18 protein-coding genes are annotated in these 21,683 nt (G+C 61.0%); 8 read left to right on the forward strand and 10 right to left on the reverse strand.

Annotated elements, in window-relative coordinates; all coding sequences use genetic code 11:
- Positions 1 to 136 precede the first annotated feature (136 nt).
- The 3 genes from HB630_RS21700 (at position 137) to HB630_RS21710 (ending at position 5,358) form a co-directional block, all read left to right on the forward strand.
- The gene (locus tag HB630_RS21700; protein WP_213774499.1) at positions 137 to 3,907 is read left to right on the forward strand and encodes a vitamin B12-dependent ribonucleotide reductase; all 3,771 of its coding nucleotides are present in this window, start codon (positions 137 to 139) and stop codon (positions 3,905 to 3,907) included.
- Positions 3,908 to 4,126: 219 nt separating this feature from the next.
- Positions 4,127 to 4,480 (forward strand): zinc ribbon domain-containing protein YjdM, encoded by a 354-nt coding sequence (locus HB630_RS21705; protein WP_213774501.1) that lies wholly within the window; start codon positions 4,127 to 4,129, stop codon positions 4,478 to 4,480.
- An 83-nt stretch (positions 4,481 to 4,563) separates the two neighbouring features.
- Entirely contained in the window at positions 4,564 to 5,358 is a 795-nt protein-coding gene (locus HB630_RS21710) for a transglycosylase SLT domain-containing protein (RefSeq protein ID WP_213774502.1), read from the forward strand.
- A gap of 172 nt (positions 5,359 to 5,530) precedes the next feature.
- Here HB630_RS21710 and HB630_RS21715 read toward each other — a convergent pair whose 3' ends face one another.
- Together HB630_RS21715 and HB630_RS21720 are read right to left on the reverse strand one after the other, a co-directional pair.
- On the reverse strand, positions 5,531 to 7,111 hold the full coding sequence (locus tag HB630_RS21715; RefSeq protein ID WP_213774504.1) for a tannase/feruloyl esterase family alpha/beta hydrolase: 1,581 nt from the start codon (positions 7,109 to 7,111) through the stop codon (positions 5,531 to 5,533).
- A gap of 277 nt (positions 7,112 to 7,388) precedes the next feature.
- On the reverse strand, positions 7,389 to 7,700 hold the full coding sequence (locus tag HB630_RS21720) for a helix-turn-helix domain-containing protein (RefSeq protein ID WP_213774505.1): 312 nt from the start codon (positions 7,698 to 7,700) through the stop codon (positions 7,389 to 7,391).
- A 96-nt stretch (positions 7,701 to 7,796) separates the two neighbouring features.
- Here HB630_RS21720 and HB630_RS21725 point away from each other — a divergent pair, with 96 nt between their 5' ends.
- Together HB630_RS21725 and glk are read left to right on the forward strand one after the other, a co-directional pair.
- On the forward strand, positions 7,797 to 8,549 hold the full coding sequence (locus HB630_RS21725) for a glucose 1-dehydrogenase (RefSeq protein WP_213774507.1): 753 nt from the start codon (positions 7,797 to 7,799) through the stop codon (positions 8,547 to 8,549).
- Positions 8,550 to 8,744: 195 nt separating this feature from the next.
- Positions 8,745 to 9,695, forward strand: coding sequence for a glucokinase (gene glk, locus HB630_RS21730; protein ID WP_213774508.1), 951 nt, complete (start codon positions 8,745 to 8,747; stop codon positions 9,693 to 9,695).
- 58 nt (positions 9,696 to 9,753) lie between these two features.
- Here glk and HB630_RS21735 read toward each other — a convergent pair whose 3' ends face one another.
- The 8 genes from HB630_RS21735 to HB630_RS21770 all read right to left on the reverse strand — a co-directional run bounded on the left by HB630_RS21735 (position 9,754) and on the right by HB630_RS21770 (position 18,784).
- Entirely contained in the window at positions 9,754 to 11,136 is a 1,383-nt protein-coding gene (locus HB630_RS21735) for a UbiD family decarboxylase (protein ID WP_213774509.1), read from the reverse strand.
- A gap of 185 nt (positions 11,137 to 11,321) precedes the next feature.
- The gene (locus HB630_RS21740; protein WP_213774511.1) at positions 11,322 to 12,359 is read right to left on the reverse strand and encodes an ABC transporter substrate-binding protein; all 1,038 of its coding nucleotides are present in this window, start codon (positions 12,357 to 12,359) and stop codon (positions 11,322 to 11,324) included.
- A gap of 505 nt (positions 12,360 to 12,864) precedes the next feature.
- Positions 12,865 to 14,556 (reverse strand): hypothetical protein, encoded by a 1,692-nt coding sequence (locus tag HB630_RS21745; RefSeq protein WP_213774512.1) that lies wholly within the window; start codon positions 14,554 to 14,556, stop codon positions 12,865 to 12,867.
- Positions 14,557 to 14,675: 119 nt separating this feature from the next.
- A complete protein-coding gene (locus HB630_RS21750) occupies positions 14,676 to 15,200 on the reverse strand; it encodes a MarR family transcriptional regulator (protein ID WP_213774514.1) in 525 nt (174 codons plus the stop codon).
- Between the two features lie 69 nt (positions 15,201 to 15,269).
- Positions 15,270 to 16,073 carry an ABC transporter permease gene (locus HB630_RS21755; protein WP_213774515.1) on the reverse strand — a complete coding sequence of 268 codons (804 nt, stop codon included), beginning with the start codon at positions 16,071 to 16,073 and terminating at the stop codon, positions 15,270 to 15,272.
- Positions 16,074 to 16,078: 5 nt separating this feature from the next.
- Positions 16,079 to 16,888 carry an ABC transporter permease gene (locus HB630_RS21760; protein WP_213774517.1) on the reverse strand — a complete coding sequence of 270 codons (810 nt, stop codon included), beginning with the start codon at positions 16,886 to 16,888 and terminating at the stop codon, positions 16,079 to 16,081.
- The gene (locus HB630_RS21765) at positions 16,878 to 17,645 is read right to left on the reverse strand and encodes an ABC transporter ATP-binding protein (protein ID WP_213774518.1); all 768 of its coding nucleotides are present in this window, start codon (positions 17,643 to 17,645) and stop codon (positions 16,878 to 16,880) included. The genes HB630_RS21760 and HB630_RS21765 overlap by 11 nt, the downstream gene beginning before the upstream one ends.
- 32 nt (positions 17,646 to 17,677) lie before the next feature.
- Positions 17,678 to 18,784, reverse strand: a complete 1,107-nt coding sequence (locus HB630_RS21770) for an ABC transporter substrate-binding protein (protein WP_213774520.1) — start codon at positions 18,782 to 18,784, stop codon at positions 17,678 to 17,680.
- Positions 18,785 to 19,048: 264 nt separating this feature from the next.
- Between HB630_RS21770 and HB630_RS21775 the strand changes: the two genes are divergently transcribed.
- From HB630_RS21775 to HB630_RS21785, 3 genes are all read left to right on the forward strand, one after another.
- On the forward strand, positions 19,049 to 19,531 hold the full coding sequence (locus HB630_RS21775; protein WP_213774521.1) for a MarR family winged helix-turn-helix transcriptional regulator: 483 nt from the start codon (positions 19,049 to 19,051) through the stop codon (positions 19,529 to 19,531).
- Between the two features lie 308 nt (positions 19,532 to 19,839).
- The gene (locus HB630_RS21780) at positions 19,840 to 20,853 is read left to right on the forward strand and encodes an ABC transporter substrate-binding protein (protein ID WP_213774523.1); all 1,014 of its coding nucleotides are present in this window, start codon (positions 19,840 to 19,842) and stop codon (positions 20,851 to 20,853) included.
- Positions 20,854 to 20,866: 13 nt separating this feature from the next.
- Positions 20,867 to 21,682, forward strand: coding sequence for an ABC transporter ATP-binding protein (locus tag HB630_RS21785; RefSeq protein WP_213774524.1), 816 nt, complete (start codon positions 20,867 to 20,869; stop codon positions 21,680 to 21,682).
- The last annotated feature ends 1 nt before the right edge of the window (position 21,683 follow it).

Raw genomic sequence — 21,683 nt, forward strand, 5'->3', positions numbered from 1 at the left:
AACAAGCCGGATTCGCCGGCTGAGCTAACGAACCGCCGGACTGCGGAATACCGCCGTGACCGGATTTTCGTTTCGGGAATGTAGATGCGGCGCCGCGGGGCAGCGGGCCGGCAAATAAAGAGAACGGGGCACGACTATGCGAATCGAACGGCGCAACACCACCCAAGGCCAGTCACCCTATGCGGGGATCGATTTCAGGCTGACGACGTCTGAGATCCGTAATCCCGACGGCTCGGTGGTTTTCCGCCTCGAGAATGTCGAGGTGCCGGAATTCTGGTCACAGGTCGCCTCCGACGTGCTGGCGCAGAAGTATTTCCGCAAGGCGGGCGTCGCCGCGCGCCTGAAGAAGGTCGAGGAAGAGACCGTGCCGTCCTGGCTGTGGCGATCGGTGCCGGACACCGATGCGCTGGCCGCCGTGCCCGAGAACGAGCGCTATGTCAGCGAGCTCTCCGCCAAGCAGGTGTTCGACCGGTTGGCCGGCTGCTGGACCTATTGGGGCTGGAAGGGCGGCTATTTCTCCACCGAAGAAGACGCCAGCGCCTTCTTCGACGAGCTGCGCTTCATGCTGGCCAAGCAGATGGTGGCGCCGAACTCGCCGCAATGGTTCAATACCGGGCTGCATTGGGCCTATGGCATCGACGGACCGGGCCAGGGCCACTATTACGTCGACTGGAAGACCGGCAAGCTCACCAAATCGAAATCCTCCTACGAGCATCCGCAGCCGCACGCCTGCTTCATCCAGGGCGTCGATGACGACCTCGTCAACGAGGGCGGCATCATGGACCTCTGGGTCCGCGAGGCGCGCCTGTTCAAATACGGCTCCGGCACGGGCTCCAACTTCTCGCGGCTGCGCGGCGAAGGCGAAAAGCTTTCCGGCGGCGGCCGCTCGTCCGGCCTGATGAGCTTCCTCAAGATCGGCGACCGCGCCGCGGGCGCGATCAAGTCCGGCGGCACCACGCGCCGCGCGGCCAAGATGGTCGTGGTCGACGCCGATCACCCGGATATCGAGACCTATATCGACTGGAAGGTGAAGGAGGAGCAGAAGGTCGCCGCCCTCGTCACCGGCTCCAAGATCAACCAGAAGCACCTGAAGGCCGTGATGAAGGCCTGCGTCAATTGCGAGGGCTCAGGCGACGATTGCTTCGATCCCGAAAAGAACCCGGCGCTGCGCCGCGAGATCAAGCTGGCGCGCCGCGCCATGGTGCCCGACAATTTCATCAAGCGGGTGATCCAGTTCGCCAGGCAGGGCTACAAGGACATCGACTTCCCGATCTATGACACCGACTGGGATTCGGAAGCCTACCTCACCGTCTCCGGCCAGAACTCCAACAATTCGGTGTCGCTGAAGGACGACTTCCTGCGCGCCGTCGAGACCGACGGCGACTGGAACCTGATCGGCCGCACCAACAAGAAGATCACCAAGACGCTGAAGGCGCGCGATCTCTGGGAGAAGATCGGCTACGCCGCCTGGGCCTCGGCCGATCCCGGCCTGCACTTCAACACCACGATGAACGACTGGCACACCTGCAAGGCGTCCGGCGATATCCGCGCGTCCAATCCATGCTCGGAATACATGTTCCTGGACGACACCGCCTGCAACCTGGCGTCCGCCAACTTGATCACCTTCTACAACACCACGACCAAGCTGTTCGATGTCGAGTCCTACGAGCATCTGTGCCGGCTGTGGACCCTGGTGCTCGAAATCTCGGTGATGATGGCGCAGTTCCCGTCCAAGGCGATCGCGGAATTGTCCTACGAATTCCGCACGCTGGGGCTGGGCTTCGCCAATATCGGCGGGTTGTTGATGACCATGGGCCTGCCCTATGACAGCAAGGAAGGCCGCGCGCTGTGCGGCGCGCTGACCGCCGTCATAACCGGCGTCGCCTACCGGACTTCGGCCGAAATGGCGGCCGAGCTCGGCCCGTTCCCCGGCTACAAGAAGAACGCGGCGCACATGCTGCGGGTGATCCGCAACCACCGCCGCGCCGCGCATGGTGAAAGCCGCGGCTATGAGGCGCTGGCCGTCAATCCGGTGCCGCTGGATTATGCAAGCGTGCCGCAAACCGCCATCGTCGAGCGCGCCAAGGCCGCCTGGGACGCCGCGCTCGAACTCGGCGCACAGCACGGCTACCGCAACGCGCAGGTGACCGTGGTGGCGCCGACCGGCACCATCGGTCTCGTGATGGATTGCGACACCACCGGCATCGAGCCCGATTTCGCGCTGGTGAAATTCAAGAAGCTCGCCGGCGGCGGCTACTGGAAAATCATCAACCGCGCCGTCCCCGAGGCGCTGCGCGCGCTGGGCTACCGCGAAAGCGATATCGCGGAGATCGAGGCCTATGCCGTCGGCCACGGCTCGCTCTCCAACGCGCCCGGCATCAACGCCTCCACGCTGAAAGCCAAGGGCTTCACCGACGAAGCCATTGCCAAGGTGGAAAAGGCGCTGCCGACCGCGTTCGACATCAAGTTCGCTTTCAACAAATGGACCTTCGGCGAGGATTTCATTCGCGACACGCTCGGCATCGGCGCCGAGGCCATCGCCGCGCCGAATTTCGACCTGCTCGCCGCGATCGGCTTCACCAAGCGCGAGATCGAGGCCGCCAACGTGCATATCTGCGGCGCGATGACGGTGGAAGGCGCGCCGCATCTGAAGGCCGAGCACTACCCGGTGTTCGACTGCGCCAACCCCTGCGGCAAGATCGGCAAGCGGTTCCTGTCGGTGGAAAGCCACATCCGCATGATGGCGGCTTCGCAGCCCTTCATCTCGGGGGCGATCTCCAAGACCATCAACATGCCGAACGACGCCACGGTGGAGGATTGCAAATCCGCCTATCTATTGTCCTGGAAGCTGGCGCTGAAGGCCAACGCACTCTACCGCGACGGCTCCAAACTGTCGCAACCGCTGAATTCGCAGCTCATCGCCGACGATGAGGACGATGACGATGCGATCGAGGCACTCTACGAGAAGCCGATGGCCGCGCGCACCACGCAGATCTCGGAGAAGATCGTCGAGAAGCTGGTCGAGCGCATCGTGGTGATGCGCGAGCGCGAGAAGATGCCGGACCGCCGCAAGGGCTATACCCAGAAGGCGGTGGTCGGCGGTCACAAGGTCTATCTGCGCACCGGCGAATATGACGACGGCCGGCTCGGCGAGATCTTCATCGACATGCACAAGGAAGGCGCCGCGCTGCGCTCCTTCATCAACAACTTCGCCATCGCGGTCTCGCTCGGCCTGCAATATGGCGTGCCGCTGGAGGAATATGTCGACGCCTTCACCTTCACCCGCTTCGAGCCCGCGGGGCCCGTGCAGGGCAACGATTCCATCAAATACGCGACCTCGATCCTCGACTATGTGTTCCGCGAACTTGCGGTCAGCTACATGTCGCGCTTCGACCTCGCCCATGTCGATCCCAACGAGTCGGGCTTCGACGCGCTCGGCAAGGGCGTCGGCGAAGGCAAGACACCCGACGACGCGCAAGGCCACCAGGCCACCAAATACCTGTCGAAGGGCCTGACCCGCTCGCGCACGGACAACCTCGTGATCATGCGCAGCGGACCTTCGCCCCTTGCTGGAGAGAATGGCGCGCCGAGTGGCGCGCTCGGCGGAAACGTCACCGCCCTCTCCTCCCACGCGCCGGCGGCTCGTTCGGCCGACACCATCGAAGGCGCGGTCGCGCTGAAGCAGGAATCCCAGCACGACCTGTCGCCGACCGAGAAGCTGGAAGCCCTGCAATGGAGCAAGCCCGGCAGCGCCGCCGCGGCACCCAGCAAGGCCGAACGCCGCGCCGAGGCGAAGGCCAAAGGCTACGAAGGCGAGATGTGCTCGGAGTGCGGCAACTTCACCTTGGTGCGCAATGGCACATGCATGAAGTGCGATACGTGTGGCAGTACGACGGGGTGTTCGTGATCTCCAGATGATCGTCGTGCCCGGGCTTGGCCCGGGCATCCATCAAGCAAAGGGGCGGCCTTTCGGCGACCCTTTCTGTTTATTCGATCTACAATCACAGGATGAATATCTACCGTCCAGATACCTTAACAGGCATCGTCGAAGCCGGCGGATTGCGCCTTCGACTAATCCGCTCTATGGGCTATGGCTCGATGAGCCCGGACGAGTATCAGGTCGATAATGGACAATGCAATGAACTGCCCGAAATGTAATTCCGAGCACACCTATCAGGATCGGGGTCTTTGGGTTTGTCCGGAATGCGCCCATGAATGGAACGCCGAGGGCGGCGGAGCGGGCGCGGAGACCTCACCTGAGGCGGGCGTGCGCGATGCGCATGGCAATGTGCTTGCGGATGGGGACAGCGTCATCGTGATCAAGGATCTTAAGGTCAAGGGGTCGTCATCGACCGTCAAGGGAGGCACCAAGGTCAGGAACATCCGTCTGACGGACGCGACCGACGGACACAACATCGCCTGCAAGATCGATGGCATCGGCGCGATGAATCTGAAATCGGAATTCGTAAAAAAGGCCTAGACCAATATAAATTGCTATCGAGCTTTGCTCGCCAAGGTGGCGGATTACGCCTTTGGCTAATCCGCCCTACCCGCTCCCCCCGCATGCCAAGAAAAAGCAAACCCTTCCTCCATCGCCTTCGCCGCTGGCGGCGGAGCGCACGGTGGGCGCGAAGCAAGCTTGCGAAAACGACGCGGGCGGCCCGGATCGCAGGCGTGGTGGCGATCCTGCTTGCGGCCGTTGCGTTGACGAACCTCGTCTATCATGTGATCCACAAGCCGACCGAGCTGTTCTTCTTCGTCGGCCATCGGCTCGACAAGGAACCGGCCGAGACGTGGCGGCAATACGGGCCGCTGTTCCGGGCCTATTCGACCCCTACGATCGCGCCGGAATTGCTGGCGGCACTGGCACAGGTCGAGAGCTCGGGCAATCCGGTGGATCGCACCTACTGGCGCTGGCGATGGAGCCTCAATCCGTTCGCGATCTACCAGCCCGCCTCCAGCGCCGTCGGCCTGTTCCAGATGACCGATGGCGCCTACGCCGAGGCCGCGCGGTTCTGTATCCGGGACAACACGGTCACGGATGCCGGCTGCGGGTTCAGCCCCTACATCCGCGCATTCCCGAGCCACGCCATCGAGCTGGCCTCCGTGTATCTGGACCGCCATGTCGCTGACGTTCTCGACCGCACTGATAACGTCAAGGCAAGCCCGCTGCAGAAGCAGGATCTTGCGGCCCTTATCCATCTCTGCGGCGCGGGCCCCGCCACCGCCTACGCCCGCCGTCACTTTCAGATGTTGGCCGGCGAGCGCTGCGGCGATCACCTCGTTGCAGCCTATCTCTCCGGGGTCAACGCGATGAAGCGTCAGTTCCTGCGCCTTGCGGCCGATGGCGGCGATTAGCTCATAAGATGGATGAGCGGAGCCTAATCCGCCGTCGCGGCTCCGCTCATCTGCTCAACAGGAACTACGATCGAGCTTTCGTCGCCGCGGCGGATCACGCCGGAACCTATCATCGGGCCGCGTTTCGCGCGGACCCGTCGAACTAATCCGTCCTCCTACGCGCCACGCTTGTTTAGTGGCATGAAAAACTTCGGGCCGACTTTGTATCGCCTTCACCATTGTAGTGGGCCGCCGTTGGATAAGGGCAAAGCGGTCGCGATAAATCCGAATTTGCCTTGGTAGCGAGAACATTGTCGGGGGCCTTGCCCTGATCGACCCATGTATCTATCGCCGAAAGCATATCGAATTGATCCGGGCCGGGACCGCCGCGGCAATGATAGACGCCCGGCGCCAGGAACAATCGCATCTTGTCGTCGAGATCGGACTCGGAAATTTCGAGGGCTTGGGACGTAGCCTTTCTCGCGGCCTGGAAATACTCGATCGTGCCGAGCGGACTCGGTCCCGGATCCTGAAGGCCGTGCCACATGATCCATTTGCCTCCCCGCTTGATAAAGCTAGAGGCATCCGGATTGTTATCTTGAAACGCCTTTGCGACCGGGCTTGCGTTCAGCTCGCTCATGATCTGATCCGCAGTAGCGGTCTTCCAGGGATGATCCGCGTCTCCGTAGAGGAACGTCATCAAATACCGGATGCTCAGCGAGTAATTCTGGCCGAGAGGATTATCGGCTGTCCCACCGATCGAACGCGGCCCCCATGCAAGTTCGCTACCGCGCATAAGCGGCCAGGCGGCGATCGCGCCAGCCGATGATCTGGTGCCGTCATAACTCTGCCTGACCGCGACGACCTGCTTTGCAGTCAGACAAGCCGGCCCTTCTTCGCCCGGACGACAGGCAAGTGCGGCAGGATCCCATTTACAACTCAAGGGGTCGGAAATGATCCCGTCACGAACCCCATCTGCCGCGTCACACGCCTCATTCACGGCGTTATGGATCAGATCCAGCTGCTGGTAGGTAACGAGGCTCTCGGGATCCTTGCGGAGCGCCTGCAATCGAAACAAGCCGCTGGTCTGAACTCTGAGGTCGTAAACCGGCGCGCCGGATATCACGCCATCATAATCTTCCGGATAGCGCTGGACTTCACTGAAGCCCTGCCGTCCTCCGGTGGAGCAGCCTTCGAAATAGGCCCTGGCCTGTTGCCGTCCGTAATATTTCGCGACCAGCGCCTTTCCGGTCGTCGTCATCAGATGGATCGAGCGATACCCGAAATCGTCCAGTTCAACCGGATTTACATGCCCCGGCCTGTCGATCATGAACGAGCCGTCGGTGATGCTGCTGCTCGGATGACCAGTATCGGTGCCAGCTACGGCATAGCCCTTCGACAATCCGTGCGCCGCGCCTGCAAGGGTGACGTTCCCGGAAAATCCTCCGCCACCGACGCCGAGGAATTTCCCATTCCATTCCTCAGGCAATCTGAAAACGACACCGATGTTCGATCCGGCGACGGGCTTGATTTCGGCGGCGACTTCGCAGAATGGGGGAAGCTGTTGCGTCGGATCCGCGGAAACCATCTTGGCGGAAATGACCGTCAGATCCGGCACGGAATTCTGGTTTTTCAAAGCCACGCAGGCCGCTTCGCCGGCAACGGCATATCCCGAAGCCGATGTGAGCATCAGCGACACCAGAGTGAGTAAACGAACTCGCATAAATTCCCTTCCCAAAATCGATCGGTCTGTGCCGATCTGAAGTTCGAACAAACTCTCATCGCACCTAAAATATTTCAAGCGATAAACGCACCGCGATGCGTGCGATCAGATTCTTTTTTCTGGTGCAATTGGCAGATTGTACCAGCAAGCGTAGTTCGGTTAAGCGCAGCGATATTCGGGATGATTTTCAACCGAATTTTGCTCCGCTCATGCGGCGACATCTATCGCAGCACGTAGAGTGGCGGACCGGAGCGATATCCACCCATTGCAATCCTCCAGCGGTGGGATTCGCAGAAGGCCCAAACTCACCCGACGACCTTGAATGACTTCAGTCCGGATAGCTCAGGATCGTTTTCAACAATCTGGGAAAGCGCGCATTGATGTCAGCGGTTCGGACGACATTGCGGTGCTCGACGCCTTTTTTTGAGGTCTGGATCAAGCCGGATTCGCGCAAAATCCGAAAATGGTTCGACAGGGTCGATTTGGCCATCTTCGGGCACGGCGCTGCTTCCGTGCAGGACATGCAATCGTTCTGCTCCATCAGGCTTTTGACGATGCGCAGCCGCATCGGGTCCGCGAGCGCTGCAAGCACTCCGGCCAACGTGATGTCCTCTCGCGACGGGTGAACGAATTGAGCCATGCCCAAAGATATAGCACGACCTTGAACTCATTCAATAGTTCATTATTACTGAACTATCGAACAATCGACGCCTCGGCGCGATCATGGAGATCAGGAATGACCAGAAGACTTGAAGGCAGAGTGGCGCTCGTAACCGGGGCATCAAAGGGCATCGGCGCCGAAATCGCGGCCCGCCTTGCCGCAGAGGGCGCTGCGGTTGCCGTCAATTACAGCGCCAGCAAGCAGGCCGCCGACCGCGTGGTGGCTGGCATCACAGGCAAGGGCGGCAAAGCCATCGCCGTCCATGGCAATCTGAGCGACGCCAAGGCTGTGAAAAGTGTGGTGGCCGAGACCGTCAAGGCGCTTGGCGCGATCGACATCCTCGTCAACAATGCGGGTATCTACGAATTCGCACCGCTGGATGGCATCACGGCCGAACACTTCCACAAGCATTTCGATCTCAACGTGCTTGGGCTTCTGCTGGTTTCGCAGGAAGCCGTGCGTCATTTCAATCCCGCGGGCGGAAGCATCATCAATATCAGCTCGGGGGTGTCGACGATTGCACCGCCAAACGCCGCCGTCTACACGGCGACAAAGGCCTCGGTGGACGCCATCTCCTCCGTACTGTCCAAGGAATTGGCGCCTCGCAAGATCCGAGTCAACACCGTCAATCCCGGCATGATCGCCACCGAGGGCGTTGTCTCCGCCGGTCTCGCCGAGGGCGACATGCGCAAGTGGATCGAATCCGTCACGCCGCTCGGGCGGATCGGCACCGTCGAGGAGATCGCAGCGGCGGTCGCCTTCTTCGCGTCAAACGATGCCTCCTATGTCACCGGCGAAACGCTTCACGTCACCGGCGGTCTTCACTAACAGCGAATGCGCCAAGGACCGAAGAGCCAGCCGTTGCGACGGCTCTTCGGCCCTCGACAGGCGTAGCCCGGATCTCGCTCCACTCATCCGGGCTACCTTGTTCCGCAAAGCGGCCATTTTCTGCTATTGAACTTCCAGCGCCGCTCTCCAGCTTCCACAGGGCTGGCATGCAGAGCCCATGGAAGGGAGCCATCCGTGAACGGATTACGTCTGATCGCCGATATCGGCGGCACCAATGCCCGGTTCGCGCTGGCCCAGAACGGCCGCTATTCGCGCCTGAGCACCGTGGAAGATGGGCGATACGACACGCTCCACGATGCCATCGTGGATTACCTGGCCGTGCTTCCAGCCGAAGAGCGTTCCGGGCTTTCGGCCGCGATCGCGATTGCGGCTCCCGTCAGCGGCGACCAGATCACGATGACGAACAAGACCTGGTCGTTTTCCGTCGAGGAACTGAAGCGGAGCCTGAACCTGGCGTCGCTGAAGGTCGTGAACGATTTCGCGGCGACCGCCCAGGCCATTCCCCATCTCGCCGAAAGCGAAAGATATGTGGTTGGGATGCCCACCAGCGGCACTGGAAACATCGGTGTCGTCGGTCCCGGAACGGGTCTGGGGATGAGTTCCCTGATCCCGCACGGCGCCGATTGGGTGCTGGTGGCCGGCGAAGGCGGCCACACCACCCTAGCAGCCTCGACGGAAGAGGAATTCGCGATCGTGCGAATCCTGCGCAAACGCTGGACCCATGTTTCCGCCGAACGTGTCCTGAGCGGCGCCGGGCTGGTCAATCTTTACGAGGCGCTTTGCGCAATCCAGGGCATCGAGGCACTGATGCTCACCCCTGCCGACGTGACCCGGCACGCGCTTCACGGTTCCGACAATAACTGCATCAAGGCCTTTGACTATTTCTGCGGATTTCTGGGAAGCGTCGCCGGCGACCTCGCTTTGACCATCGGCGCCTTCGGCGGCGTTTACATCGCCGGCGGAATCCTGCTGCGCTTCAAGGAAGCCTTCGCGGCATCCTCTTTCCGGCAACGGTTCGAGAGCAAGGGCCGGTTCTCAACGATGCTGGAACAGATTCCGACCTATCTGATCCTGGATGACTCACCGGCCCTGACGGGACTGGCAAACTTGCCGCTCGATATCTGAAGCGTTTTTGACCGAAGCAGATACCGGTTGGTATGAAGAAAACGCGTCAAGAAAGAATCTAAAGCTTTCCCAGCACCAGTTTTCGCGCCTTCTCCTGCACGGCATCCGGCAATGTATGCCGCGCCGCGTAAGGCCGCTTCTTGCAGGTCGCGTCGATCATCAGCTTTGCCGTTGCGCCGTCGCGATTGGAGGGATCCAAAATCGCTCCCATCCCGTTGCGGATCACATCCATGTCGGTGTCGGCCTGGAAACGCGTACACACCGCCCACATCACCTGCTCCTCGTCGAAAACATCGACGTCGGCATCGACCACGATCACGAGTTTCAGGCTCAAATTGTCGCCGAAGGCCGCGGCGGCAATATTGCTGGGCTCGCCGGGCGCGGGATCCTTGACCGAGACATAGGCATGAAGAAGACAGGTGCCCGACTTCGGATAGTGAACCGCGGTGACGCTGGGATATTGCACACGCAGCGACTTGAGCTGGCGCGCTTCCTGGGAGATTCCCAGCAGCAGCGTGTGCTCGTCCGAGATCCCGGGAGCGACCGTATGATAGAACGCGTCCTTCCTATGCAGAATCCCGGTGACTTCCACGGCATTGCGCGTCGAGCGCTCCGAAGCATAGCCCGTGAATTCGCCGAAAGGACCTTCGTCCTCGTCGGCGTCGAGTATCAACCTGCCCTCGATCGCGATCTCGGCATGCGCGGGTATCTCGATCGGACCCGTGACACCGCTGACGATCTCCAGCGGTTGACCGAGAAAGCCGCCCGCCACTTCATATTCGTCGGTGGAGATCGGCCCCTTCCAGAGACCGGAACCGATCGTAATCAGGGGATGACATCCGGCCACGATCACGACGGGAAGCTCCTTCAGTCCCATGGCGCTCGCCTTGCGGGCATAGTTCCAGAGATGACGGCGGCTATGAAGGCTGGTTCCGAAGCGGGTCTTGCCGTTGCGCTGCAGCCGGTGAAACGACGCATTCCTGACGCCGGTTTCCGGATCCTTCGCAATGAACATCGCGTTGGTGAGATAGCTTCCGCCATCCTGAATGAAATGCCGCATGATCGGCAAATAGTTCAGATCGACCTCGGCGCCCTTGAGAACCACATCCAGAATCGGCCCCGTCTTCACCAACTTCGGCGCAACCGGAACAACGTCATTGTTGGCCCAGCGGTCAATCAGCCTGTCTTCCGTTACGCCGAGAGCCGCGGCGAAGCGGTCCCTTGTACCAAACAGGTTCATGATGACGGGAAAGCGGGAACCCTTCACATTTTCAAAAATGAGAATGGGACTGCCGTGCTTTTCATATTCGAACGTGATGGCGGTGGTGTCGTAGTCGAGATCGACCTCATCCTTGATGTACACCACCTTGCCGGGATGTTCCGCCTCATAGCTGGAAAGAAAACTGCGAAGGTCTTGCGGGTGAACGGGCGCTGGCGCCATAAACTCTTCTCCAAGCGGCGGATGCGACATTTAACTTGTTTTCTGGAAGATACTATTTGGTCAAAACGAGAGTTGGAGAACGAGGAGATCACGCGCTGGCCGGAAGCCAATCTGCCTTTAATCCTTGACCGATTGTCCGCGCTGCAGGCCGTTCTCCGGCCCGCGCGGCATGAGCCGATCGAGCATCACTTTGCGAGGGCTTTCTCGACGAAGGCGTTGCTCCAGAGATCGCCCTCCGACGCCTTCGGGCTGCTCTCCTTGCCCGAGTCCGCGCCCATTTCCTTCGAAAGGGTCAGAAGATTCTGGATATTGCCGGCATCGAGCTTTCCGGCCTCGGCAACGCCGGGATCCATCGCCTTCAAGGCTGCAACAATGGCGTCAGGATCCGCTTTCGGGAAAAACTTCGTGGCGATCGCGCCGCCGACCGCGTCCGGCTTGGCAATGGCTTCCGCACTGGCCGATTGCACAGCGCGGATCGCCTTCACGATAAGGTCAGAGGTTTTGGGATCCACCGGCTTCTTCGCCACGAAGATCAGGTAAGGAATCCGAGCCAATTGCGGAAAATCGTCGCTCAACTTGATGAAAACGGTCCCCGCTCCCGATTTCTCCGCCAGATAAGGCTCCGGCGGCGAAAGAATAAACGCATCGATCGTCTTGTTCTCCAACGCCATCCGATGAGCCGGCGGACCGCCCACTTGCACGATGGTGACATCCGTTTTTGGATTTAGCCCGCCCTTGAAGGCCAGCCAGCGCGCCAGCGATTCCTCGATGCCTCCGATCGCACTCACGCCAATCACCGCGCCCTTGAGCGCGGCGAGCCGCTTTTCGATGGGATCGGTGGGCTTTGCCCCGGTCTTCTGCAAGAACGCGGGAGACACCACGAGCTGAAGTGTCACCTGCGACATCAGCGAATAGACGATCTGGAATGGTTGTCCCTTGGCCGTGGCCCGCAGCATCGCTTCGGAGCCGACGGCAGCGAGATCGACATCGCCGGCATCGAGGGCGGCAAGCGCGGTTGGATCTCCGCCCGTGATCGACACGGCCGGCGTCAAGCCCTGCGCTTCAAACGAGCCGAGCGCACGGGCAGCCCAGATCGGAAAGAAACTCATGCCCGTGATGGCCTGCCCGATCCGAACGGGTTGCTGAGCCTGCGCGGCCCCTGTCACGAAAAGCGCGAACGCACCGAGGGCGGCGGCAACAATATTCTTGCGATACTTGTACATCCCCGGATCCCCCGCAGCGGCATTGGAGTGAGGCGAAGTCAAATTCCCCCGGCAGCTCGTTCGCCCCGGGTAAATGTCTATACATAATACCTGCGACCTGAATCGAGTCAAGGCGAGGAAGGAGGCAACGTTGACGACCGCGATAGGTGCCTGCGCTTTGAAAACCAAATCTGTTCAAGGCAACCGTGGCTGGTGGAGCGGATTAGCGCAGCGTCATCCGCCGTTACGGCTCCACATACCTATTCAATATCGATTGCCATTGAGCTTTAGTCGCCGAGGCCGCGGATTACGCCCGAGCCCGTCATCGGACCGCGCTTCGCGCCCGTTAGGCTAATCCGCCGAATTCAATATTATTCGTCATTCCGGGATGGTCCGTAGGACCAGACCCGGAATCTCGAGATTCCGGGTTCGATGCTATGCGTCGCCCCGGAATGACGACGATACTCAATGTTACTCTGCGCCACACGCTGCTGCGGCATATCAGGAAATTTGATGGCTCCGCGCCCTAGCTGCAACAGCAGCTTGCAACATCGGCATCGACCTTCATCCTGCACATGCATGACGACGTTATCGGCACATCCGCAAGCGCCAATGCGACGGCAAGCTTCTCCTGCAAACCCGGCAATTCGCGGCGCTCGCCGCGTCTTTGCAGGCATTCGACCAGGCCATGAAGCGCCCAGACATTATCGGGATGCTGGGCGCAGCGCTGAATCTTCCCGCTCAGGCCCAGATCATCGCGATAGATGTCTTCGGCTTCATCGCGGTGGCCCTGTTCCATCAACAGCGCCGCCAGCGCGTGTCTTGGCGGATGCATCCAGGCCCAGGGCTCGATATATTCGAGATGATCGTCGCGGCGGACGCTTTCCCGCAAGTGAGCAAAGGCCGCGTCGTAATGACCCTTGTGATATTCCAACTCCCCATCCAGCATCTTCTCGCCGACCGCCAGGATCGCATGGGCGTCGTTATTGAAGAACCTTCGCTCGGACGGGATGCGCTGCAGACTGGCGTGAAAGCGCCTGCGTTCTTCGTCGGCATCGTCGAAATGCTTCAGTGACGCGTGAGCGATGCCCTTGGCATAGTGATGCATCGCCGTCGACACGAGATAAAGGTCGGGATCGTCCGGCAACGGCTCGTCGATGATCTCCTGCCAGCGCCCGAAACGCACCATCACATGGGTCTTCATCGAATAATAGCCTTCCAGGCTCATCGCGAATTTCGGGCGGTCCTTGACGCTCAGGACTTCCTTGCTGAGCAGGCGGCACATCCTGTTCGCGGTGTCGATCGAATCCCTGTACCTGCCCATGAACATGCAGGCGTACATCATCAAGTGAAGATCGTGCGCGCATGCGACGGTGTAGAAAGTCAGCGGCCCGGCATAATCGAGATACATGTCATCGGCGATGATCGCCTGTTCGCTGGCGGCCTTGGCCCGCTGGTAGTCGCCGCACAGCATGTAGACATGCCCCGGCATGTGGTTCATGTGACCGGCATCGGGGCACAGGGTAGCGAGCGTCTCCGCCGAGCGCATTGCACGTTGCGGCTCGTTTGACATTTCAAGGGCATGGATATGCAAGTGTACGATGGCGGGGTGCGGTTTGACGCCCTGCCGGTCGGCGAGTTCGATCGCGCGGTCGCATATTTCGAGCGCTTCGATGACGTCCGAATTTTTCGCCGGCAAGCCGGTCCTGACGTCCCACAGCCGTCTTGGCGTCCGCGTGATCAACGCTTCGACAAAAAGCGCCATCACGTCATGGTCGTCAGGATAATCGTAGTAGACCCTGCGCAATGCGGCAGCGTAATCATCGTCCCAACGATCGAACTCCGTAGGGAGAACGGCATGCGGCTTCTGGACCCGGCAGGCCAGCGCTTCGACCAGGCGATTTTCGAGGTCCGTCGCCGTGCCTGACAGCGCGCGCGCTGCCTCAATATGCGCGAAGGCAGTTTTCGCGGAGGCATTCGCCTCTTCCTCGCCATGCTCGCGCCAGGTCAGGTTATAGAAAGGTCCGCTGCCATAGGCGATGCCCCAATGCGCCATCACGCAGCCGGAATCGAATTCAAGCGCTTTCCAAAAGCACTTTATGCCCTCATTCTTGTTGAAGCCAAAGCACCAGTTCAGGCCGAGATCGAACCAGTGCTGCGCGTCCGGCGACGTGGTCGAAATCGCTCTCGAATGCGTGCCGAGGTTGAAACGATCCATTCCGCAGTCCGGTCAAAGACGTTACGAAAGCCCCGCGGACAAGCCTGCCGCCGCGGATCCCCGGGAAGCGCTGCGACGCCGTCCCGGACCGCATCCAACAAACCTGCCACCCCGCAGGTCTATTTCAGGCGAAGCGGCGAACGGCCCGACACGTTCTGCTCCTGCACCAGACGCTGAAGCAGCACGGCAAAGATTTTCCGGTCCGATTCGGCCAGCGCCGCGACGGTGCGCTCGTGGGCGCATAACGCGCGCCGATCCACCATTTTCAGAACAGTGGTCCCCTCCCCGGTGAGTCCGATCAGGCGTCTGCGGCCGTGGGCCGGATTGACACGCACGGTGATATAGCCGCGCTCCAGAAGACGGCGCACGACATCCGAGACGTTGGTCCGATCCATACCGACCTGCACCGCAAGCTCGCTCTGGTCGATTTCGCCGCGCTGATAAAGGATCGACAGCGCCGTGAACTGAATCGTCGTGATGTCGAGATCCCCGGCCTCCTGGACAAACAGCGCGACGTGAATTTGATGCAGCCGGCGGATCAGAAAGCCCACCCTCTCCATCAAAGGCGTGTCGGCGAACAGAGGCGCCGGGGACTGCGCCTTGGTCCGGCTGGCTTTGGCTGACAGGCTGATCTTCTTTGGCATGGCAGTGTGGGTTCAGGGAAAGGACAGGACCAATGGCTTGCCGGCAGAATCCAGCTCGCGTTTTTACGGTCATGGCACCGCCTCGCCTGGACGCGACATCCCGCCCGTCATCGGGGCGCCCAGCCACGCCAGAACGATACGCTCGAGCACAAGAACGGCGCCATAGAACGCCAGGCCGATCAGCGACACCCAGCCCAGGGCCGCGAACATCAGATCGATCTGCAGGTTCGAGGAAGAGAACACAATGATGTAGCCCAGCCCGCTCTGGGCGGTGACGAACTCGCTGACGATCACGCCCGTAATCGCCAGCGTCATCCCGACCTTCAATCCGCTCATGATCAGCGGGACGGCATAGGGCAGCCGAACCTGCCAGAAGATCTGCGCCGGAGACGCCCGCACCGACCGGCACAGGTTGAGCACAAGCGGATCGGTGGCGCGAAGTCCCGCCAGCGTAGCCAGGACAATGGGGAAGAATGCGATGAAGCTGGCAAAGGACAGCCGGGACAGGATATTGACACCGAACCAGACGACAAAGAGCGGCGCCAGCGCGATCTTGGGCAGCAGCTGGAACATGATCAGGCTCGGATAAACCGCGAGGCGGAAGTTGCGCCAATGCATGAGAAGCGCGCCCAGAAGCACGCCGCCCACCGACGACAGCAGGAATGTCAGCAAGGTCGCGTAGGTCGTCGCCAGGATATGCGGCAGCAAGATGTGGAAACTGCTCGCGGCCACCCTTGTGGCCTCGAAAGGCGCCGCGAGGCTGAGAGCACTGATCCACCGATGGGTTACGGCATACTGCCAGAGCAGCACGATGCAGAAACAATTGAGCAGTGGAAGAAGGATGCGTTGCGCCCTGCTGGATCGCTTGAGCATGGGCATCACCCGAACATCCGGCGCCGGACCACGATTTCGCCGGCCGCGACCACGCCGTAGACCAGCAGCCCAAACAGGCTGAGGACGACCAGCGCCGCCAGGATATTCGCCGTCTGCGATAGGGCTGCGGCCTGCACGATGTACCAGCCGATACCGGCCCTGGCGCTGACGAACTCTCCCAGCACGACGCCGATGATGCACAGCGTCGTCGAAACCTTGGCGCCGACGAATAATTGCGGCAACGCCATCGGCAACTTCACATGGATCAGCGTCTGCAAGCGGCTGGCGCGCAGCGCACTGCATAACCGCACGGCGTCCGCGCTAGTCTCTTCGAATCCGGCACGGGCACCCGCCAATATCGGGAAAAAGCTAAGGCAAACCGCGAAACTGAGATGCGACAGGCCGCCCGGTCCGAACCAGATGACGAACAGCGGCGCCAGCGCGATCTTCGGGATGATCTGCAGCACGATGAAAAGCGGCGCGAACATGTCATTGATCACACGCGACAGCGTGAAGATCGTCGCCACCGCGACGCCGACGGCAAATGAAATGACGAGCGCGGCTACCACTTGCGAAACCGTCAGCGCGGCATGGTAGCAGATCGTCGGGGCGTTGCTGACGAGCGCCGTCAGCACGCGGCTTGGCGCGGGAAACAGCACTTCCGGAACAGCCAGCGTCCGCGCCAGGATTTCGAGCGCCGCAAGACATATCAGGATGAAACCCGCCGGCCGCATTGCGCCATCGGCAAAGCGGAAAGCCCCGCTGAGCCAGCGCGGGGCCGCTACACCGCCGATGGAAAACGCTTCAGCCGACATGGCTGTCCTCGATCATGCTTCGCAAATGGCCGCATAGCCGATTGAATTCCACATCCTCGGTCAGTTCAGGGCTTCGCGGCCTGGAAAACGGCACGACGACGTTCTGCACGATGGTGGCCGGACGCCTGGTCATCACGAAGATGCGGTCGGACAGCAGCACGGCTTCACGGATGCTGTGGGTGATGAAAAGCGCGGTGCGTGCGAGCTGCTGCTGCCACAGGTCGAGCAGCAGCACGTTCATCTGGTCGCGGGTGATGGCATCGAGCGCGCTGAACGGCTCGTCCATCAACAGGATGCTCGGATCGTTGACCAGAGCCCGGCAGATCGAAACCCGCTGGCGCATACCGCCGGACAGCTCATGCGGACGATGCCCCTCGAACGCGTGCAAGCCGACGGAACGCAGCAAGGCATGCGCGCGCTCCCGCACCGGTTCGATCGGCACGCGCGCGATCCGCGCGGGAAACAGCACGTTCTCGATCACGGTCTTCCACGGCAGCAGGGTCGGATCCTGAAACATGATGCCGACGTCGCCGCGCGGACCGGTCATCGGCGCGCCGGCCACCATGAGCAGGCCGTCGCTGATTTCCTCCAGGCCGGCGCACATCATCAGCAGCGTGCTCTTGCCGCAACCGCTCGGTCCGAGGATGGAGACGAACTCGCCCTTTTCGATGATGAAATTGACGTTGTGCAACGCCTCGACGGCCTTGCCGCCGGGGTCGTAGACCTTGCGCAGCCCGTCACCACGAATAAACGACATGAATCTCCGACGGCCGGCAGCCCGGCTCTGTTTCAGGTCAGAAGCGCCGCAACGTCGGAAAACGAGGGCTGCAGCCCGCTCCATTCGGCGTCCGTCAGCTTCACGCCGCCGGCGAACTTGTTGGAGACGACTTTCTCGATATCCGGCCGCTTGCCGTCCGGCGCCACGTATTTCATCACGAGATCGATCATCGTCTTGTACTCGCCGGGCGGCGCGTATCCGATGCCGTTCCGCTTAGACGCATCATGCACCACCGAGTAGCGGAAGAAGTCCAGGGCCAGTTTGGTCTGCTCGCGCGCGCCCTTGGCAAGTTCCATCTCGGGATTGGCCTTGAAGAAGATGTCGAGCGATTCTTCCGGCTTCAGCAGCACGAATTTGGTCGCCTCGTTCAGTCCTTCGGCGATCACGCCGCAGAGCTCCGGCTCCTTCTCGAGCAGCGCCTGCTGGGTGAACAGCGTATTGCCAAACAGCGGCAGGTTGAATTTGCTGAACAGGATGATTTTCGGCGAGTAGCCGTTGGCGATGTAACCCGGGACGACCGAAGGCGCAAAGCAGGACAGCGCCGACACCTGCTTTTCGATCAACAGGCGCTGACGCACATTGGGATCGACCTGCAGTATCTCGACCTTGCTCAGGTCGAAACCGGCATTGGTTGCGAACGCCGGCAGAAATGGAAATTCGCCGGACTTGGTGGTGGCCGCGAATTTCTTGCCTTCGAGATCCTTCGGGCTCGATACGCCGCTGTCATTCATGGTGACCACGGCCATGAAGGCGTCGTAGGAACAGCAGGAAATCTGCACCAGCGGCAACCCCAGCGCCGCCTGCTGCAAGCCGGCGGTGGCTGCCGTGAGGCCGAACTGGAATTGACCGTTTCCGATTGCCTGCGCCGCGCCGACCGAGCCCGTGCCCTTGGCGATATCGACGTTGAGGTTCGGCCAGTAGCCATTTGCCTTGGCGACGAAGCTGATCAGGTTTGGCCCTTCGGGTACCCACGGCAATGTAAAAGTCACGTTGCGCTGCTGCGCGATCGCCGGGCTGGCAAAACCACCCGCCGCCACGGCGCCCATGGCCGCCGTGCGCAACACGTCACGCCGCGTCAGCCGCATCGACCGGGCATTGATATTCCCTGATTTCGTCATCCTACTCTCCGCCTCTGCGCCGTCGCGTCAATGCAAGTATACTGACGTTCAGCAAAATCCGGGCCAACGTGGTTTCGCATTTCGCAAGGGAAATCAACGAGAACAGGATTTGGCGATCGTGGCAGCCTGACCACCCATTCCGCAATTGGCTGAAAATTAGACTGGCCACCGCCATAGCGGGACTAGCCGCACGGCGCTATTAGACTCCGTCTCGCACAATGCCGGGAATCGCCCGGCAGAAATGGAATTGGCCAGCGGCCGAAAATGACCAAGCGTGAACATCGGAAACCACCGCGGGTCGCGCTGTTCAGACGGCCCGGATTCCTGGTCCGGCGGCTGCACCAGATCTACGTCGCCATCTACTTCCAGAACTGTGAGCGCTTCGGCACCACGCCGGTACAGTCGAGCGTCATGCAGGTTCTGTCGGCCCAACCCGGCATGGACCAGATTGCGCTGGCGGGCGAAATCGGCATCGACCGCACCACGGCATCGAGCGTGTTGTCGCGGCTGGAAGCGCGCGGCATTGTCAAGCGTGAAACCGATCCCGAAGACCGGCGAACCAAGCGCGCCTATCTCACGCCGACCGGAAAAGCGATGCTGCAGGATATGCAAGCCTCGATCGAGGCGGCCCATCGGGAACTCGTCAAGCCGCTGGATCCGGCCGAACGCGAGCGATTTCTCGAACAACTGCTGTGCCTCGTGCAGGCCAACAATGACAAGGGACGCTCGCCGCTGCGGAACCTGTAGGGTTTTTACTGCGGTATCAAGCGTGCGCACCCGCTGACACCCGGAAATGCCGACGATCAAAAAGCAGGCGGGCTGCGCTCAAAAAATGCACTTGCGCCGCAACGCTTCTGGAATAATTTCGCTCATTCAGTGAAAACGAAGGGAATGCCGGTCGCGCGATGTTTTCAGATCAAATCATCAGTACACTGACGATTTTACTGAACTTCCGCCGCAGCCGTTCGGGGCTTTGAGGGAGAATGGACATGCAACAGCACGCAGGCTTGCCGAGACTCCCGGTATGGACAAGATCGTTACGCGGTCATGGATCGATGATATTCCGCGCGACGATGGTCCGCTCCGCCTTGCTGGCGGCTTTGATCTTCGGTGCGACCGGACTTTTCGCGCGCGATGCCCACGCGGAGGTCAGTGAACTCCGTCTCGCCCGCCAATACGGCATCTCGCATCTCGCCATGGCCCTCATGGATCAGTTGCAGCTGGTGCAGCACCAGGCCGAAAAAGCCGGACTGAAGGACTTGAAAGTCACCTGGAGCCGGTTCAGCGACGGGCCGGGTATGAACGAGGCGCTTCTCTCCGGGAATCTCGATATCGCCAATGGCGGCCTGACGGCGCTGATCGTGCTGTGGGACAAGAGCAAGGGCGCCTATGTCGGCCTTTCCGCGTTGAGCTCGATGCCCGCGGTGATGATGACCCGCGATCCCGCCATCACCAGTGTGAAGGATTTCAAGGAAAGCGACCGAATAGGGCTGGTCTCGCGGGTGTCGATGCAGGCGATCATCCTGCGGATGCTGGCCGCCGAAGCCTATGGCAAGGACCAGTCCGCCAGGCTCGACCACCTGACGGTTCCGCTTCCGCACCCGGACGCGATGGCGGCGCTGCTGTCCGGCCGCAGCGAAATCACCGCGCATTTCACCGCCGCGCCTTATTACCAGCAGGAGACTGCGGCCGGACTGCACCGCGCTTTCAGCTCCTATGGCATCCTCGGCGGACCCGCGACCTATAGCGTGGTCTGGACCTCAAAGAAATTCATCGAACAAAATCCCAGGACCACCCAGGTGGTCCTGGCGGCGATCGAAGAAGCGACCGACATCATCAAGAATGATCCAAGGCGCGCCGCCGAAACCTATTTGAAGGCCGAGGATTCGTCGCTGAGTGCCGATGCCGTCGAAGCCATGATCAAGGATCCGGAAAACGTCTTCACCATGACCCCGCAGAACGTCATGAAGTTCGTCAACTTCATGACCGAAACCGGAACGGTGAAATCGCCGGCTAACAGCTGGAAAGACCTGTTCACCTCGCTCATCGCCGACAAGCCCGGCAGCTGATCGCAGGTTAGCGATGACGGAGCAGACACAAACCACAGCGTGCGACAAACCGGATCTGCTCAAGGTCGACGACGTCACGCTGCAATACAAGACGCCGCAGCATCTCGTCACCGCGACCTACAAGGTCGGCTTCACGGTCCAGGAAAGCGAGCGATACGTCATCCTCGGGCCGTCGGGTTGCGGCAAATCGACCTTGCTGAAAGCCGTCGGCGGCTTCATGGCCCCGGTGAGCGGCACCATCTCCATCCACGGCAAGTCCATCAGCGCGCCCGGGCCCGATCGGATGATGGTGTTTCAGGAGTTCGAACAGCTGATGCCCTGGAAGACCGTGCTGCAGAACGTCGAATTTCCGATGCGGGCGACCAAGAAATTCGGCCGCGCCGAGTCGCGCCAGCGCGCGCTGTCCATGATCGACCGCGTCAAGCTCGGCAAATTCCGCGATGCGTATCCCCACATGCTCTCGGGCGGCATGAAAATGCGGGTCGCCCTAGCCCGCGCGATGGCGTTCGAGCCCTCGATGCTGCTGATGGACGAGCCGTTCGCCGCGCTCGACGCCCTGACACGGCGGGAAATGCAGGAGGAACTCCTGGGTCTGTGGGAGCAGTTTCGGTTCACCGTCCTGTTCGTCACCCATTCGATCGAGGAAGCCATTCTGGTCGGCTCGCGCATCCTCGTTCTGTCGCCTCATCCCGGCCGCGTCCGCGCCGAACTCGACGCCTCCAGGCTCGGCTTCGGCGAGGTGGACAGCGCCGAATTCGGCGCGCTCACGAAACGGATTCACGGCCTTCTGTTCGGTCAGAAGCTCGAAGCCGTCGCGAAAGGCATCTGAC

Source organism: Bradyrhizobium sp. dw_78 (genome assembly GCF_018449525.1).
Taxonomy (GTDB): domain Bacteria; phylum Pseudomonadota; class Alphaproteobacteria; order Rhizobiales; family Xanthobacteraceae; genus Bradyrhizobium.

Bases quoted from the DNA above. Each gene is read 5' to 3' on its own strand.
- HB630_RS21745 (WP_213774512.1), bottom strand. From the start codon at position 14,556: ATGGATCGTTTCAACCTCGGCACGCATTCGAGAGCGATTTCGACCACG.
- HB630_RS21780 (WP_213774523.1), top strand. From the start codon at position 19,840: ATGATATTCCGCGCGACGATGGTCCGCTCCGCCTTGCTGGCGGCTTTG.
- HB630_RS21750 (WP_213774514.1), bottom strand. From the start codon at position 15,200: ATGCCAAAGAAGATCAGCCTGTCAGCCAAAGCCAGCCGGACCAAGGCG.
- HB630_RS21700 (WP_213774499.1), top strand. From the start codon at position 137: ATGCGAATCGAACGGCGCAACACCACCCAAGGCCAGTCACCCTATGCG.
- HB630_RS21735 (WP_213774509.1), bottom strand. From the start codon at position 11,136: ATGGCGCCAGCGCCCGTTCACCCGCAAGACCTTCGCAGTTTTCTTTCC.
- HB630_RS21720 (WP_213774505.1), bottom strand. From the start codon at position 7,700: ATGGCTCAATTCGTTCACCCGTCGCGAGAGGACATCACGTTGGCCGGA.
- HB630_RS21725 (WP_213774507.1), top strand. From the start codon at position 7,797: ATGACCAGAAGACTTGAAGGCAGAGTGGCGCTCGTAACCGGGGCATCA.
- HB630_RS21765 (WP_213774518.1), bottom strand. From the start codon at position 17,645: ATGTCGTTTATTCGTGGTGACGGGCTGCGCAAGGTCTACGACCCCGGC.
- HB630_RS21785 (WP_213774524.1), top strand. From the start codon at position 20,867: ATGACGGAGCAGACACAAACCACAGCGTGCGACAAACCGGATCTGCTC.
- HB630_RS21740 (WP_213774511.1), bottom strand. From the start codon at position 12,359: ATGTACAAGTATCGCAAGAATATTGTTGCCGCCGCCCTCGGTGCGTTC.
- HB630_RS21760 (WP_213774517.1), bottom strand. From the start codon at position 16,888: ATGTCGGCTGAAGCGTTTTCCATCGGCGGTGTAGCGGCCCCGCGCTGG.
- HB630_RS21705 (WP_213774501.1), top strand. From the start codon at position 4,127: ATGGACAATGCAATGAACTGCCCGAAATGTAATTCCGAGCACACCTAT.
- HB630_RS21775 (WP_213774521.1), top strand. From the start codon at position 19,049: ATGACCAAGCGTGAACATCGGAAACCACCGCGGGTCGCGCTGTTCAGA.
- HB630_RS21770 (WP_213774520.1), bottom strand. From the start codon at position 18,784: ATGACGAAATCAGGGAATATCAATGCCCGGTCGATGCGGCTGACGCGG.
- HB630_RS21755 (WP_213774515.1), bottom strand. From the start codon at position 16,073: ATGCTCAAGCGATCCAGCAGGGCGCAACGCATCCTTCTTCCACTGCTC.
- HB630_RS21710 (WP_213774502.1), top strand. From the start codon at position 4,564: ATGCCAAGAAAAAGCAAACCCTTCCTCCATCGCCTTCGCCGCTGGCGG.